16 protein-coding genes are annotated in these 15,135 nt (G+C 51.1%); 2 read left to right on the forward strand and 14 right to left on the reverse strand.

Features of this window, described 5'->3' with window-relative positions; translation table 11 throughout:
• Positions 1-2: 2 nt before the first annotated feature.
• The 4 genes from pabA to B9A14_RS11575 form a co-directional block, all read right to left on the reverse strand.
• Positions 3-569 carry an aminodeoxychorismate/anthranilate synthase component II gene (pabA, locus tag B9A14_RS11560; RefSeq protein ID WP_084665836.1) on the reverse strand — a complete coding sequence of 189 codons (567 nt, stop codon included), beginning with the start codon at positions 567-569 and terminating at the stop codon, positions 3-5.
• The gene (gene trpE, locus B9A14_RS11565; RefSeq protein WP_084665837.1) at positions 550-2,082 is read right to left on the reverse strand and encodes an anthranilate synthase component I; all 1,533 of its coding nucleotides are present in this window, start codon (positions 2,080-2,082) and stop codon (positions 550-552) included. Before trpE ends, pabA begins: the two co-directional genes overlap by 20 nt.
• A 150-nt stretch (positions 2,083-2,232) precedes the next feature.
• A complete protein-coding gene (gene aroH, locus B9A14_RS11570; protein WP_084665838.1) occupies positions 2,233-2,592 on the reverse strand; it encodes a chorismate mutase in 360 nt (119 codons plus the stop codon).
• A gap of 80 nt (positions 2,593-2,672) precedes the next feature.
• Entirely contained in the window at positions 2,673-3,086 is a 414-nt protein-coding gene (locus tag B9A14_RS11575; RefSeq protein WP_084665839.1) for a HutP family protein, read from the reverse strand.
• A 124-nt stretch (positions 3,087-3,210) separates the two neighbouring features.
• Here B9A14_RS11575 and B9A14_RS11580 point away from each other — a divergent pair, with 124 nt between their 5' ends.
• Complete coding sequence (locus B9A14_RS11580; protein WP_157109944.1) at positions 3,211-3,747, forward strand: hydrolase; 537 nt, start codon at positions 3,211-3,213, stop codon at positions 3,745-3,747.
• Positions 3,748-3,848: 101 nt separating this feature from the next.
• On the opposite strand, the gene ilvC is transcribed toward B9A14_RS11580, so the two are convergent.
• The 3 genes from ilvC to B9A14_RS11595 form a co-directional block, all read right to left on the reverse strand.
• The gene (gene ilvC / locus B9A14_RS11585; RefSeq protein WP_084667127.1) at positions 3,849-4,847 is read right to left on the reverse strand and encodes a ketol-acid reductoisomerase; all 999 of its coding nucleotides are present in this window, start codon (positions 4,845-4,847) and stop codon (positions 3,849-3,851) included.
• Between the two features lie 123 nt (positions 4,848-4,970).
• Complete coding sequence (gene cobO, locus B9A14_RS11590) at positions 4,971-5,501, reverse strand: cob(I)yrinic acid a,c-diamide adenosyltransferase (RefSeq protein WP_084667128.1); 531 nt, start codon at positions 5,499-5,501, stop codon at positions 4,971-4,973.
• A gap of 117 nt (positions 5,502-5,618) precedes the next feature.
• The gene (locus B9A14_RS11595; protein ID WP_084665841.1) at positions 5,619-6,347 is read right to left on the reverse strand and encodes a pseudouridine synthase; all 729 of its coding nucleotides are present in this window, start codon (positions 6,345-6,347) and stop codon (positions 5,619-5,621) included.
• Between the two features lie 235 nt (positions 6,348-6,582).
• Here B9A14_RS11595 and B9A14_RS11600 point away from each other — a divergent pair, with 235 nt between their 5' ends.
• Positions 6,583-7,113: a methylated-DNA--[protein]-cysteine S-methyltransferase gene (locus B9A14_RS11600; RefSeq protein ID WP_084665842.1), complete on the forward strand. Its 531-nt coding sequence runs from the start codon at positions 6,583-6,585 to the stop codon at positions 7,111-7,113.
• 15 nt (positions 7,114-7,128) lie between these two features.
• On the opposite strand, the gene B9A14_RS17480 is transcribed toward B9A14_RS11600, so the two are convergent.
• The 7 genes from B9A14_RS17480 to B9A14_RS11635 form a co-directional block, all read right to left on the reverse strand.
• Positions 7,129-7,374: a MoaD/ThiS family protein gene (locus tag B9A14_RS17480; protein WP_172839142.1), complete on the reverse strand. Its 246-nt coding sequence runs from the start codon at positions 7,372-7,374 to the stop codon at positions 7,129-7,131.
• Positions 7,375-7,444: 70 nt separating this feature from the next.
• On the reverse strand, positions 7,445-9,166 hold the full coding sequence (locus B9A14_RS11610; protein WP_084665844.1) for an aldehyde ferredoxin oxidoreductase family protein: 1,722 nt from the start codon (positions 9,164-9,166) through the stop codon (positions 7,445-7,447).
• 787 nt (positions 9,167-9,953) lie between these two features.
• A complete protein-coding gene (locus tag B9A14_RS11615; protein WP_084665845.1) occupies positions 9,954-10,316 on the reverse strand; it encodes a hypothetical protein in 363 nt (120 codons plus the stop codon).
• Between the two features lie 76 nt (positions 10,317-10,392).
• A complete protein-coding gene (locus B9A14_RS11620) occupies positions 10,393-11,370 on the reverse strand; it encodes a radical SAM protein (RefSeq protein WP_084665846.1) in 978 nt (325 codons plus the stop codon).
• Positions 11,371-11,442: 72 nt separating this feature from the next.
• Positions 11,443-12,471, reverse strand: coding sequence for a radical SAM protein (locus tag B9A14_RS11625; protein WP_157109945.1), 1,029 nt, complete (start codon positions 12,469-12,471; stop codon positions 11,443-11,445).
• Between the two features lie 39 nt (positions 12,472-12,510).
• Positions 12,511-13,548 (reverse strand): geranylgeranyl reductase family protein, encoded by a 1,038-nt coding sequence (locus B9A14_RS11630; protein ID WP_084665848.1) that lies wholly within the window; start codon positions 13,546-13,548, stop codon positions 12,511-12,513.
• Complete coding sequence (locus B9A14_RS11635; protein ID WP_084665849.1) at positions 13,549-15,135, reverse strand: lipoyl protein ligase domain-containing protein; 1,587 nt, start codon at positions 15,133-15,135, stop codon at positions 13,549-13,551. It abuts the gene before it with no gap.

Below are 15,135 nucleotides of genomic sequence, written 5' to 3' on the forward strand. Positions count from 1 at the left end.
TTTTAAGCCAAAGCCAGGAAGTTGGCTAACAGCCTTTTCCCTTCCTCGGTAAGTATAGATTCCGGGTGAAACTGTACACCTTCTACTGGTAATTCCCGGTGCCTGATGGCCATTACTTCACCCTGATCGCTTCGGGCACTAATTTCCAAGCAATCAGGAAGGGATTCTTCCTCTACAATCAGTGAATGGTAGCGAGTGGCGATAAAGGGATTTTTTAGCCCTCGAAAAATGGTATGGCCGTCGTGGAAAATAGGGGAAGTCTTCCCATGCATAAGACGTTTCGCCCTCACCACCCTTCCTCCAAAGGCCTGGCCGATGCACTGGTGTCCTAAGCAGACACCTAAAATAGGTATCCGGCCAGCAAAGCGCTGAATGGCCGCTAAAGAAATTCCTGCTTCATTAGGTGTACAAGGCCCTGGGGAAATAACAAGGTATCTTGGTTTAAGCTCCTCGATCTCTTCCAAAGTAACGGCATCGTTACGTTTTACAATAACCTCTTGACCCAGCTCGCCAAAGTACTGGACCAGGTTATAAGTGAAGGAATCGTAGTTATCGATCATAAGCAGCATCTTTATTCTCTCCTTTAAGCCTGGCAGTTTCCTTGTTCTCAAGGGCTTTGAGCAGGGCCCGGGCCTTGTTTAAGGTTTCCTGGTATTCGGCTTCAGGTACCGAATCAGCTACGATCCCTGCTCCGGTTTGAACAAAGGCTTTGCCCCCTGTAAAGATGATGGTACGGATGGCGATACAAGTATCCAGGTTCCCGTTCAACCCCAAGTAGCCTACGGCACCGGCATAAGGTCCCCTTAAGGTGGGTTCTAGCTCTGCAATTATCTCCATAGCCCTTACCTTGGGAGCCCCTGATACAGTCCCCGCCGGGAAACAGGCTAGGAAAGCATCTAAAGCTGTCTTCCCAGGAGCAAGCCGCCCGGTAACGCTAGATACCAGATGCATCACGTGGGAATAATACTCTACTGTCATAAATTGGGGAACTTGTACGCTTCCCGGAACTGCTACCCTACCAATATCGTTGCGCCCTAGATCAAGGAGCATCAGATGCTCGGCGCGTTCCTTTTCATTAGCTTGGAGTTCCTGAGCTAATTTTTGATCTTCTAAAAGATCCCTTCCCCGCCGCCGGGTCCCAGCTATAGGACGAGTTTCTACTAATCCATCTTCCACTCTGACCAGCATTTCAGGAGAAGAACCCACGAGCTTAACCTCCGGAAAATGGAGGTAAAACATGTACGGGGAGGGATTGATGGATCGTAAACGACGGTACACCCCAAAAGGGTTACCCTGGAAAGGAAGCTCTAATCGTTGAGAAAGCACTACCTGGATGCAGTCACCAGCGGCAATATAGTCTTTAATTTTCCCTACCTTGGTCATAAACTCCTGGGGAGTCATATTAGAAATAAGGTTACTTTGCCTACTCCAGCGATAGGTAACTTCTTCCTCAAGATGAAGTTTGGGAGGAGCGTTTAAGAAGCGCAAAATTTTATTTAAGCGCTCTTGAGCTATGCTTCTATCCTTGGGATCGTCATGCCGAGCCAAGCAAACCACCTTTACGGTGCGCTGGACATGGTCATAAATAAGAAGAACGCGGTTTAACACCAAATATGCTTCGGGGAGTTGAAGATCATTTTTACCTGTTATTGGAATTCTCTCCAGATAGCGAACAAAGTCATAACTGAAATAACCTACCAGTCCTCCGAAAAAGCGCGGTAAATCAGACGGATAATGGGAGATTTGTAGCTCCTGCAACAATTCCTTTAAAGTTCCTAAGGGATCAGTAAAGGTCTCCTCCTTGCCCTCTTGCCAGATTGTACAGGTAAACCCGCGGCATCGGAAAACTAAAAGGGGATCCAAACCTATGAAGGAGTAGCGGCCTAACTTTTCTCCTCCTTCTACACTTTCCAGGAGATAGCTGTAAGGGGCGACACCCAGCTTAAGGTATAAAGAAACAGGGGTTTCGGTATCCGCTAGGACTTCCTCCCAGAGCGGGATAATATACCGCCACCCCCGAAGACCAAAAAAGCCAGCGCTCGAATGAGCACCGGCTTGCTGCCCGTACCTAGCCTGGCTCATCTCCAGCTCCCCTCTCCTCTACTTAAGCTCGTCTCAGCTAAGCTTAATATGGTTTTCCCTTAATAGCTTGCCCCTCTAAAGGAAGCCATTTCTTGCCTTTACCTTAACATATAAGCTTAGTTAGTGTCAATAATTTTTTGCTAACCAGTTTTACTCTAGATCGGGCCTTAAGAGGGCCGCCCGGCCCAAATACACATGTTGAGGTGGAGTTTTACAATAGGCATGGATTAACACTCTGACTATACCTGGGAGACTTCCCGGTACCGGTATCTCTGTAGCACATAGTAAAGCTACTTCCTTCCAACCTAGCCGCCGGGCGGCTTCTGCAGGAAAGGCAGCGTTTAAATCAGGAGTCACGGTGAAAAAGGCACTTATTATATCGCTTTCTTCTAACTGATTAATCTTCATTATTTCCTGCAAAAGCTGCCCCGTACTACGAAGTATTTCCCCAGCCTCATTTTTTTCTACTGAAATAGCACCCCTAATACCTCTAACCCTTAGTTCCTCCATAGTAACTCACCTTCCTACCGTACTACCTTTTTACCAAAAGATTTCATTTACTTCCCCCAGGCGCAATAATTGCTGATGCTTCAGGAAACCGCACGGTGCCCTAAGCCAATGCCTACTTCATCCAAGTGTAAAAGCCCAATACCGAGGAAGACAGCTACGCTAATATGGTCTTGGTAACGGGCAATACCTATTTTCCCTCCCACGTTAAGGCCTAAAGCCTTAGGCATGAGCTGGGACAAGGCTTCCCGGGTAGCACCGGCTACCGCCCCTTCCTCCGCATGTACCTCGCGGATAACGCCTTCCCTCTTGGCCGCCACCACAGCCCGCTCCACTATCTTTTGAACAGAGCTGATAAATTCACCACCGCAATCTACTGCCGCCGCACGTATACCCTTGGCGGCAAACTCTGTTTTTAGCCTGTGCTCTTCTTCCCTGCTTTCCGAGAGGGCCATGCGTATGGCTACAGCCGCTACCTGCCTGCTTCCATACCCCATAAGCTACACCGCCTTTTGAGTCCTGTAGCTTTAAGTAAGAATATATCATAGGTTACGCTTGGGATCTAGCGTTTTATAATGCCACCCCTAAAGTATTGGCGAGCTTTAGAAAATATGCTATTGTATGGATAGGTTGGATTTGAACAGAGCACCCTGCACGTGGGGAGGGGAAGCCTTGGAAGAGATTCTTAAACAAATTTTAAACGAGCTGCAGATGCTTAATGGGCGAGTCGAAAGCCTAGAACAGGGGCAGAAAAGTATAGCCTCCCGGCTCACGGTCTTAGAACAGGGACAGGAAACTATCACCTCCCAGCTCACAGCTGTACAACAAGATCAAGAGGCTATGACCTCCAGGCTTGTAGCCTTAGAACAGGGACAAGAAACTATGACCTCCAGGCTCACAGCTTTAGAACAGGGACAAGAAACTATGACCTCTAGGCTTGTAGCCTTAGAACAGGGACAAGAAACTATTGCCTCCAGGCTCACGAGTTTAGAACAAGGTATCCATAAATTAGAAAAAGTAGTAGCTAATGTTAAAAAAGATACTAAAAAAATCAGGACCGAACTGCATTTTGTCTGGGAAGACATTAAAAAGCTTGATGATCGCTTAACCACCCAAGAAGGAGAAATCGTCCTATTAAAACGGTTAAATAGGGCTTGAGGGCTGCTTTGCAACTTCTGTAAGGCAGAGATAATTTATAAAGCGGAAATAAAATTGGGGGCTTAATGCCCCCTTCTATTTGGATATCTTAATACCCCTTCTTACTTCTCCTTCTTAAGCCAAGGCATCATCTCCCGTAAACGGTCGCCTACCCTTTCGATCAAATGCTCACGCTCCCGCTGGCGTAAAGCATTGAATACAGGCCGGCCAGCTTGATTTTCCAGGATCCACTCCCTGGCAAAGGTGCCGTCCTGGATTTCCTTCAAAAGTTGTTTCATGGTGGCCCTCACGTGGTCGTCGATTATCCGCGGGCCCCGGGTGAGGTCGCCATACTCTGCGGTATCGCTTATGGAGAAGCGCATGTACTTTATGCCGCCTTCATACATCATGTCTACTATAAGTTTGAGTTCATTAAGACATTCAAAATAAGCTATTTCAGGCTGGTAACCTGCTTCCACCAGGGTTTCAAACCCGGCTTTGATAAGGGCCGTACATCCACCACAAAGGACAGCCTGCTCGCCAAAAAGATCGGTTTCCGTCTCCTCCTTAAAAGTAGTTTCGATAACGCCAGCCCTAGTAGCCCCTATAGCTTTGGCATAAGCTAAACCAATCTCCTTGGCCTTACCTGAGGCATCCTGGTGGATAGCCAAAAGGGCCGGTACGCCTTTACCCTCCACGTACATACGCCGTACCAGATGACCCGGGCCTTTAGGAGCCACCATAAGTACATCTACATACTCTGGGGGCACTATCTGATGGTAATGAATGTTAAAACCATGGGAAAACATAATAGCTTTTCCAGGACGCAAAGAAGGAGCTATTTCTTCCCGGTAAACTCGAGGCTGTACTTCATCAGGTAAAAGGATCTGGATGATATCTGCTTCCTCTGCCGCCTCACTCACTGTCTTGACGGTTAACCCCGCTTCTTCGGCCGCAGCCCAGGACTTACTACCTTTACGCAATCCTACTACTACATCTATCCCGCTATCTTTTAAATTCTGGGCCTGGGCATGTCCCTGGCTACCATAACCCATGACAGCAATCTTTTTACCTTTAAGTACGTTCAAATCAGCATCCTTGTCGTAATAAATTACTGCCACTTCTTCCCTGGTCACTTGCAAAGGAGTGCCAGGATTTCACCTCCTGCTACCAAGAATTTACGGGTTTAAACTTAGTTATTCGCACTGGAAAGCTAAACTCCTTCTAAATGTGGAAAAAAGCCTTTAAAATTCTATACCTTGCCTAGCAGGTATCCCTTTTTCATAGGGATGCTTTATGGGGCGCATCTCGGTAACGAGATCAGCTGCTTCTATAATAGAAGGAGGCGCATGGCGTCCCGTAAGCACAACTTCTACTTGGGGCGGGCGTTCCTTTAGAAAATTTAGGACCTCCTGTTCCTCTAAGAGGCCGAAATAAAGGGCATTGTTAATTTCATCTAAAATAAGCACATCAGCTTCTCCTTTAAGCATAATCTCCCGAGCGAAAGAGAGGGCTTGATGAGCTTGTTCAAAATCCTCCGGCTGTACTCCGCCCCGGTGGATAAAGCCCGGACGACCAAAGGCTTTCACCAGCACATATGGTGCTAGATATTGTAAAGCCTTATGTTCTCCATAACGGGCTGTCTTCATGAACTGGACAATAACTACCTTTAGACCGTGACCTGCAGCCCGCAAAGCCAAGCCAAAGGCAGCTGTAGTCTTTCCTTTTCCCTCTCCAGTATAGACTTGTACTAGCCCCTGTTTGAGCCCCGGCAACACTACCACCTGCTTCCCCTAAGATTCTCTCTTCTTTCCTGTAGAAGCTTCTCTTTTCCTGTAGGTTCTTCACTGGCAAAGCCAATCGCTAACTATCTTGCAAACTCACAGGCCAGACTAGCTTTCCTTCAAACCCGTTAACCTGTAAAGATGCTCCACCTCCTCTTTTGTCAGCTCCCGGTATTCCCCGGGTTTCAATCCTTCCAGAGTTAAAAAAGCTATTTTGGTCCTTTTAAGTTTTATAACCGGATGCCCCACTGCTGCACACATACGGCGCACCTCGCGTTTGCGTCCTTCCCGTAAAGTTAGCTCCAGTAACGCTTTACCCCTGCGGGCCCACAAAAGCTTAACTTCAGCCGGCGAAGTCCACCCGTCTTCCAATTTAACACCTTTAGTGAGGCGGCATAAGTCTTGGACATCTGGTATTCCCTCTACCAGAGCCTCATAGGTTTTGGGAACTCCATAACGGGGGTGAGTTAACCTTAGGGTAAGATCTCCATCGTTGGTTAACAGAAGCAATCCTTCGGTGGCGTAATCCAGGCGACCTACCGGGTATACCCTTTCTTTTACACCGTGCAGCAGGTCAATAACCTTAGGGCGTCCTTGGGGATCACGGGCAGTACTAACATAACCAGCCGGCTTGTAAAGGAGATAGTAAACCTTTTGGGGCCTCAGCTCAACCTTTTTCCCATCTACTTCCACCACGTCCCGGCCTGGCTCTACTTTGAACCCCATAGCAATGACCGTCTCTCCGTTTACTTTCACCCGGCCAGCCCGTATAAGCTCTTCAGCCCGGCGTCTGGAGGCTACTCCCGCCTGGGCCAGATATTTCTGCAATCTCACCAATTTACCGCCCCTAGGAACTACTTGGGTTAAGTTCCTGCATTAGTGCTTACATTATACCGACCCCAATCAATGCCCGTCAACGCTTCTTCTTCCTCTTTCTCTTTATTTTTCCCTTCCTCTTCGCTTGAAACTAGGAATCATTCATCTCTATTCCACTCTGACTACAAAACTAGTTCTTCACCAGAAGAGGTAGTATACTAAAAGCGGGTACTCCATAAGAGAGGATGAGCAGCCTATGTCTTCCAGCGCTGGCCCTGTACTCTACTGGGAAAGGGGTGCTTCTCCCCTAGGCCCTCTTACAGCGGTAATAAGCCCGGCAGGCTTATGCCGCCTCGCCTTCCCTAATGAACCTATAGAAGAGATTATCGGCTCCCTTAAAACTACTTTTCCTGGGGCTACTATAAAAGAAAAGCCTGGTGTGGCACGGGAAGTATTCCAGCAGCTACAGGAATACTTCTCCCGCCGGCGCCAGGCCTTCGACTTGCCCTTGGACTTGCAGGGAACACCCTTCCAGCTCGCAGTATGGCAAGCCCTATGCCAAATTCCTTACGGTACCACTAAAAGCTACGGAGAATTAGCTAAAGCCCTAGGCCGGCCCCGGGCCGCCCGGGCGGTAGGTAGGGCAGTAGGAAGCAATCCGGTGGGTATAATCGTTCCCTGCCACCGCGTAATTGGCTCCCGGGGTGATTTGCGGGGCTTCGGTGGGGGGCTGGATATAAAAGAAAAACTTCTTACCCTGGAAGGAGCCCTTGTCCTCCAACCCTAGGACAATCCTCCACTTTCAACCCCCGGCTATAGGAGGGAAAATACCTATTTCATCATTGTCCTTTAATATATACTCAGGTTCCACCCTTCTGCCGTTTACAAAGGCCTGCTTTATTTCCTCCGGAGGTATTCCCAGTATTTCGTATACCTTAAATAGGCTGGTGCCGGGTTCAATTTTTAAAGCAAATTCTTGAGTATTAGGTCCGGTAGGATTGTACTTATTGAGGGTGGCATAAAGGCGTACTTTAATATTGATGCTCACCTTTAGAGGCCTCCTTAAGAATAGCAGGGCTGCCCTTAGCAGCCCTGCTATTCTTTTATGTTGTCCTATCTTAGAGTTCAGCAAATACTTTGTCCAGCTCTTCATCGGGTACATCGTAAACATGATTGTGGGGCGGCAAGGGCTCATACCGCATAAACTCGGGCGGCCGGTCATGGGCTTTTGTGAAACCTGCAGCTTCGTTGAAGGCCCGCTCTATCTTTAGGATCTCTTTGCCTATGGAAGCTACATCATCTGCTGTCCATTTACTACCCAAAACCCCGTTGCAGGTCTCTATCATGCCTTCGAATCCTGTGGGAATGTCCAGGATGGCAAAGGAGATAAAGAGGCAGTAACCCGTGCTGTCTAGGAAGGCTGTGGTAGCTTGGAAGTTCCTGGATAGCTCTGCTTTACCCCCCGATGTTAACGGGTCAACCTTCCCGCCTACAGAGAGAATTTCTGGAGCTACGGTGTAACCCGCAGTATGGTCAGCGCCCATAGTAGAGGTCATGTAAGTAATACCTACGCCTTTAACGGCCCGCGGTTCATAAGCCGGCATCCCTTGCCCTTTTACTGTAGGAACCCGGGTTACGCCAAAGGCTTTGCCGGTAAAGGCAGCACCGTTGCCGATTATGTGTCCTAGTGGTGTGCCCTTGGCGCATTCTTTCAACAGGTTTATGGCGCCCTGGGCATCTCCAAATTTTATTAGTCCTGCCTCCATAGCTACTCCTAGGGTTACGCCGGCTTCAATGGTGTCTAAGCCGCTATCGTTACATATCCATACCAGCTCAGCTACGGCATCTATATCATCTATGCCGCAGTTAGCTCCTAAAGCCCAGACGGATTCATATTCCAAGCAGGATACGTGTTCTGATCCATCGGGCCTGGCCCAAACATTACCGCACTGGATGATGCAGCCGGGATGGCAGGGATGTCCCGTGGTGCCACTACCATTTCTTTGTTTGATAATCTCCGCAATTGTTTCGCCTGCAATCTTGTTTGCTCCTTCAAAACGACCTGCGCTAAAATTGCGGGTGGGTAGCCCCCCGGCTTCGTTTAAAACGTTGATGAGGGCTGCCGTGCCATAGCTGTTGAGGGTACCGCCAGGTTTGGTTACTCCGTGTTCCTTTAAGGCTTCCACTAGTTTCCGCTGCCCAGTCTTGAAAAGATCCGGGTCGGCAATATTTACTCCTGGGGCACCAGTGTCATCAATTATAATCGCTTTAAGTCCTTTCGCTCCCATCACCGCCCCCAGGCCCCCGCGACCAGCATAACGGCAGGGACGGCCGTCTTTATCGTTAAAGCATACGCCGGACATGGCCATGCGCTTCTCCCCGGTGGGGCCTGTGGCAACGAAGTCTACCTTGCCAAACCTTTCCTTTATGCGTCTGGCGAATTCATAAAGCCCTATGCCCACCAGATCCCCGGCCGGCTCAAGGCTCCCACCGTCCTTGGTAAGGCGCAAGATAAAGAAGCTATCTTTCTCCTTGGGCTGCCCCTCCACTATTATGGCTTTGATGCCCATCTTGGCTAAACTTTGGGCCGCAGGTGTCCCCGCATTGGCTTCTTTAATACCGCTGGTCAAGGGAGATTTGCCACCAACAGATATGCGCCCGGAACAGGGTGCAGCAGTACCTGTTACTATGCCCGGAGCAAAGATCAATTTGTTATTGGGGCCTAGAGGGTGACAGGTGGCCGGTACTTCGTCTGAGATGAGGCTAGAGGTCAACCAGCGTCCGCCCATGTTTTTATACTTTTCCGGCACTTCTTCAAACTTTACTGTTCCCTCGGTCATTTTACCCGCACAAAAAATTTCATGCCCTGTTTTACCTCCCTACCTTCCTTTGCCCAATGGCAGGCCTAGGGATTGCTCCCCGACCCTATCGTTTGCCCCTCCCCGTGGGAGAAGACAACTCGGAAGTATTATGTGTATTTTAAATTTTTTACGGGTGCTATTATACTAATTCGACGAGCAAAGGAGAAATCCTCCTGGTAAAAAGATTTTTGTAAGCAAAAGGCCTTCCTGGCTGTACATGGTAGACTGGTATGGGCTTTTGAGAGAGGTAGATCCAAGAGTAACCATTTAGAGGATTATAGCATAGCCTAGAACTAGAAAAGGGCTAATGCCCTGAAAGATTAATATTTAAGGGGGTCTACTAATTTATGACTCAAAGCCCTGACTTTTTCTGGTGGATCTTCTTCCTCTTAATTATTATCTTCATCCCCTTTATTTTCCTATTCTTCATTTTCCCGCTCAATGCAGTAAAATAAGGAAGTCTAAAGAGGATAGCCCCGAGCCATTGGGGCTATCCTCTTTTAGTGATTAGCCATCCTCACTGGAAGCTTTGTTTTTCTGGGGCCGGCACCGGTACAGGAACGAAGAAGGCTAAAATTGCAGATACTAAAAAAAGCAAGGCTCCTAACAAGTCTAAAATGTTAATTATAAATTGTAAAGAACGAATATCAGGCACGGTATTTTTAAGGTACACAAAACCTCACCTACCTCTCCTCCCTTTAGCTAAAAGAAACCTTTTATAGGAAGCTGGCTTCCCTGCAAAAACCCTTTTAGAGGAACCCTAAATTTAACTGGAGCCTTCCGTTTTAGGTGGTTGCAAAAGCTGGGCTAACAGGCGACCAAAAAACTGTTGAAATTCAGGTGTGCGGATGAGGTCCCAGAAAAGTTTAAAGGAAGAGGCAGGTAGGGTTAAGGATACTGCTGCATTGCCCCCTGGGGTCAATGGTAAACCTACTGCGTGGGCTAGATTTTCCCTAGTCACGTTAACAATATTATTTAACGTTTCTACGCCGGCATCAGCATAATTAAGAAAAACACGTATTTTATCGACCCAGAGGTGTAAATTGTTACACAAGTTATTGGCCGAACCGCTTAAAATAGCTTCTCTAAGGAGGCCTTGGGTGTAAGTTGCAAGGTTAATAGAATCCATTAAACTACATCTCCCTTCGCAGTTCAATCGCCTGTTGCATTATATGTATTTATTCCACTCTGGGCTCCTCCTATCTTTAGGCCAGACAGCAGCAGATATCGCGATAGACAACTTTAAGCCCCCTTCTTTCGGCTAATCGCAAAACTGGTGCTGAAGGGTAGGCCACGGCGTTAACTCCGGCCAAAAGTGCATAAGTCTCCACGCGCTCTGCATACAATCCACCGGGCCTGGCGCAACCCAGACGCAAATTAGCTTCCGGTGCGGTAATCCTGGCAGCGGCCACTACCTTTATGGCGGAAGCCGGTTCTGGGGGAGTAACCTCCTCCATGGGAGTTCCAGGAAGGGGTTTGAGCACCACAAAAACTAGATCCTTGAGGCCTCGGTTCAAAACCCCGCATACCGCCTCTAACTCTCCCTTTAGCCTTCCAAAGTACAGGCCCAGGATCACGTGGGGAATAACCTTGAGCCCCTGCTCAAGAAGGACATCTAAGGTGTTCCAGTAGGGAGCTGCTCCCTGGGCGACCCCACAGACACTACGGGCAGTCTCGTCATCACCGATGATATCTACCAGAACCCGATCGATACCAGAAGATTTCAGGGCCGCTGCAGTTGCTGGGTCGACAAACCCAGTATGGACTACAACCGTTAACCCCATATCTTTTAATTTAGAGAAGGCCTCCAAAAACGCTGTAAGCGGAACCCTTCCTCCAAGGTCGGACCCGCCGCTCACCAGTAAACCCATACATCCCCGTTCGGTTAACCGCTCCCCCAGTTCGACAAGCTCTCCGGGAGAGGATACATGGTACATATCCTCCAGGATCTTCCCCCGGCAGTGGAGACACTGGAGTTCACACTTAGTACCGGTGAGGCTGATCGCTGGAAACATATACCTGTTATTCCGGAAAAAGCCGTTATCGAAGTATTTGGCCCCAGGAACGGCTACCACTAGTTCTGGGGGGAAATTCGTCTCGCGGACACGCCAAGCAGCGGCAAGGATCTCTTTAAGGGGCAGGTAAATAAGCTCGGCCAAAAGTTGGCGTAGTTCAGATCCCACTGTCAGCTCGCTTTTCCCCTTTCCGCGTTTTTCTTACGAAGTTATAAGCTGTAGCCTTTAGGGCCAAGGCCTCTACGCCCACAATTGTCTACGGATGAGGAACAGATCCCGTTCCTCGGGTGGGAAGGGGAAATTGCGTATGAATCCGGACGGCCGCTCGTTACCGTAAGGACGGTTGCAGGCGACGGTACGTCCATCCTTACCGGGACAACCTGAGGTCATGAAGGGTACGCCTGTACTTATAACCTCCTCCAGCAGCCCTTCCCCTATCCCGAAGTCCACAAGGCGCCCCGCAGAATTAAAGCGCATGCCTTCGAGCCTCGCCAGGCCCTCGTTGATGAGGTAACGGGCGAGCTGAATTCGGCGGTACCGCCCCAGAGAAGGCGGCCTGTGTCCTTGCATAAGGCTCCCCGGTTCGGGGAAAAAGCTGAAAAGATGGGTACGGGCGCCCAGGTCCTGGGCTCGCTGGATGGCGCCTACCAGCTCATATTCTGTTTCCCCCAGCCCTACAATCAGGTGAATCCCTACGCGCCCTGGACCGAAAACAGCAACTGCCTCTTCCACACCTACCCAGTACCGCTCCCAGCGGTGCGGACCCCTTACTCCCCTTCCCCGGAAAGCCTCAAAAAGCTCCTTTGTGGCACAGTCTATGGCGATGCCTACCATATCTACACCGGCGGCCTTGAGATCTTCAAGCTCTTTCCTTCCCACACAAGTAGGAGTTATGAGGGCGCTGACCAAAAGGTTAGTCTCTTCTCTCATGCGGCCGGCAATATACAGTAGGTCCGGTAAGGCGCGCCGGTGGGTCTGCATGGCCACGCACACCCTTTCCAACCCCCGACCGTCGGCTTTAACCCGGGCAATTACCTGCTCCAGGGAAACAACAGGCCAATCGACCCGGATGAATGATGGGTCCGTAACCGACTGCCTATTGCCGGCCAGACCGCAATAGGCGCAGCGACCGGCGCAACGCTCATTGTAAGTCAAAAGAAGGTTTAGGCCCCGAAGCCTGGCCTCACGGTGAAAAGACCCTTTAGCAAATCCCAAGGTGATGGCAGCAGCGGTACTGATCCTGACCCAGTAGGGGCTCGTACGGCTCACGTGCAATTTCTCCTTTCGCTTTATTTTCTGGAGCTTCCCTTACAACTGCCATACCTCCCTCAAGAGAGAGGTAAGCGCCTGCGCATCTTCAGTCCATACGGCCTCCATGCGCCTGCGGTGCCTTACAGCCCGGAGCAACGGGGGCCCCAGGAATTTTCGCCACTCCTCATCGTAGATTGACAGCGGGGTTGCCTCGCAGAAATACCGCACCATTGCCCGGCCCGCGAGCTCTCCGCTCTGCACGGCAAAAAGTATCCCCGCGCCGGTTACCGGGTGCGTAAACCCACCGGCATCGCCGCACAGGATAACCCTGCCCGAACAGCATCTCCAGTACGGCCCGTTTACGGGTATGAAACCTCCCGTGCGCCTGATAATCCTCCTCTTCTCCCACCCTAGAAATACGAGAAACTTACCCAGAAGCCCATGAAGGTCCGGCCGGCGCCCGTCCACTCCGCCCCCGGTCACCCCTACCCCAACATTAGCCGTAGACCCTTTAGGGAACACCCAGGCGTAGCCACCGAAAAAGGTGGGGTCAAAATACACCCGGGTTACCCTCAGCGGCTCCGGCACCTCTACCTCAACCTGGTAGGCCACCGCAAGCCTATGGGGTCGGTAACCCACGGCCCTGGCCACAATCGACCGCGGGCCGTCGGCCCCCACGACTACCCGCGTCTTTACAGTCAAAATCCTGCCTTCCTTTCTTACTATAACTTCATCTTCCGCTAAAGCCAGGGCGCAAGCATCCGTCCACAGCTCCGCCCCAGCCTCTACGGCCTGCTGGGCCAGGGTAGCATCAAACACTTCACGGCGGAGGAGATATCCCGGGGCGCGCACAGTAAAAGTCGTGCCATCGGGAAAAAGGGCTTCCATCCCTTCTACCCTCTGGGCCACCGCTTTCTCCGGGATTTCGACCTCTAGATCTATAAGAGCCGGGACGTATTCGGCACATTGGACCGGGAGACCCGGCCTTCTTTTTCGTTCGACAATGAGGACCTTAAGACCTACATTGGCTGCTATCCGCGCGGCAGTGCTGCCTGCCGGTCCCGCTCCCACTACTATAACATCGTACTCCCGCATCTAAACTCTCGCCTTCATATTCTTGCCCGGATGCGGCGCAAGCCTCGCCATAAGAAGCTCAAGGAGGTCCAGCTTAAGTGCCGTCTGGTTCTCAAAGCGCCCGGCATGGGCAGCGCCTTCCTGTTTCAATTCGTAGCAGGTAGAACTATCCAGGTCTACCAGAACGCCGGGTAGCCCTATGCGCTCGAAGTCGCGCCTGTGCTTAGTGAGGAAGGCCTCGCAGCAGCTCCCGAGGAAGGCGGGAACGCCTTCACTTTTTAGGCGCCGCAGGACCCGGGAAAGCATCTCGTAGTTCTGGATGGTCACCGGTTTTAGGCCGTATTCAAGGGCCAAGCGGTAGGCCTCGCCCACATCACATTGACCGCAGAGGCTGCACCCCTGGCGAAAGCGGTAACGGCAGGTGAAAAGCTTGGCGCAGTATGGAAGGAGCACTACCGGCGCGGTGGTGATGCCCGCAAGGGGCCCTACCACGGTGCTCACGTCATTTACCCGGTCGGCCGGGATCCCCCAGGCAGGATAATCCTTCTTGCTTAATGCATCACAGAGTACGGAGGTAAAGTCGGCAACGGTTATGCCTGGAAGGCGCGCCCGGCTCCTGTGAAAAAACTCCCGCACTGCACTAGCCGCCGCATCCGCAGAGGCCTCTATCCCTCTGAGACTTGCTTCCAGATCGTAGATCGCCCGGCGGGGGTGGGCGAAGAAATCGCCGGTGAAATAGACAGCCTCGACCCGCCCCTTATCAGCAGTCAATACCAGGGAGCAACGTAAGAAACCGCCACGGGTCTTGCGTCCTGCTTTAAGTACCAGCTTGTCCCCCGGCGTCCTCACCGCGTTGATCCAATCGTCGGATTTAAAATAGGGCAGGCGATGGGCTAGCAGCGTTTCCTCGTAGTCAGTCAGCCCCGCGGGGACCAGGTTCATCTTGAGCTCCCTGGCTAATTCCTCCGCGATGGCTTCCTTTATGGTGTTCAAGGGTGGTACCCGGCCCAGCTCCCATTTGAGGCAGGTAACCCGCTCCTTAAGGGAATTTATCTCCTTGGCCTTGAGCTTCTCGGTAGGGATCTTGAGAACCTTAAGCATGGTTTCCACATCGAAATCCACCAGGAGTGTTCCCTGGTAAAGAAGAGCGCCGTGCAGTTCGGTCCCACCGGTCCCTGAGATCTTCCGTCCCCTCACCTCGATGTCGTTTCGTGGACGATAGGCGGCCGGTACCCCCAGTTTCACCAAGGCCCTGGCCACCGCACCGCAAACCTGCGCGTACAGGCGCTCTATCTTACGCTCAAGGCGGGGGTTATCGCAGGTGGTAACTATCTCCCATCCGAGCTGAAGCGAATCCCAGTAAAGGGCGCCACCTCCCGTCAGGCGCCGGTTTACCTCTATGCCATGGCGCTCGCAGAACCCAAGCCTTACTTCCTGCTCTACTACCTGGTGATAACCGACCAGGACACAAGGCGGGTCGAACTGCAAGAAGCGGAGGGTATCCGGGATGGCACCCTCGGACCTGGCAATGAGCAAAACCTCGTCCAAGGCCATATTCTCGGCCGCCGTCCTCACACCTGTGTCCAGAAGCCTCCATTCCGAATGCAT

It is taken from the genome of Thermanaeromonas toyohensis ToBE (assembly GCF_900176005.1).
GTDB lineage: Bacteria > Bacillota > DSM-521 > Neomoorellales > Neomoorellaceae > Thermanaeromonas > Thermanaeromonas toyohensis.

Coding starts and splice junctions, on each gene's coding strand:
- pabA (WP_084665836.1), bottom strand. CDS start 569: ATGCTGCTTATGATCGATAACTACGATTCCTTCACTTATAACCTGGTC.
- trpE (WP_084665837.1), bottom strand. CDS start 2,082: ATGAGCCAGGCTAGGTACGGGCAGCAAGCCGGTGCTCATTCGAGCGCT.
- aroH (WP_084665838.1), bottom strand. CDS start 2,592: ATGGAGGAACTAAGGGTTAGAGGTATTAGGGGTGCTATTTCAGTAGAA.
- B9A14_RS11575 (WP_084665839.1), bottom strand. CDS start 3,086: ATGGGGTATGGAAGCAGGCAGGTAGCGGCTGTAGCCATACGCATGGCC.
- B9A14_RS11580 (WP_157109944.1), top strand. CDS start 3,211: ATGGATAGGTTGGATTTGAACAGAGCACCCTGCACGTGGGGAGGGGAA.
- B9A14_RS11600 (WP_084665842.1), top strand. CDS start 6,583: ATGTCTTCCAGCGCTGGCCCTGTACTCTACTGGGAAAGGGGTGCTTCT.
- B9A14_RS11610 (WP_084665844.1), bottom strand. CDS start 9,166: ATGACCGAGGGAACAGTAAAGTTTGAAGAAGTGCCGGAAAAGTATAAA.
- B9A14_RS11615 (WP_084665845.1), bottom strand. CDS start 10,316: ATGGATTCTATTAACCTTGCAACTTACACCCAAGGCCTCCTTAGAGAA.
- B9A14_RS11630 (WP_084665848.1), bottom strand. CDS start 13,548: ATGCGGGAGTACGATGTTATAGTAGTGGGAGCGGGACCGGCAGGCAGC.
- B9A14_RS11635 (WP_084665849.1), bottom strand. CDS start 15,135: ATGCATTCGGAATGGAGGCTTCTGGACACAGGTGTGAGGACGGCGGCC.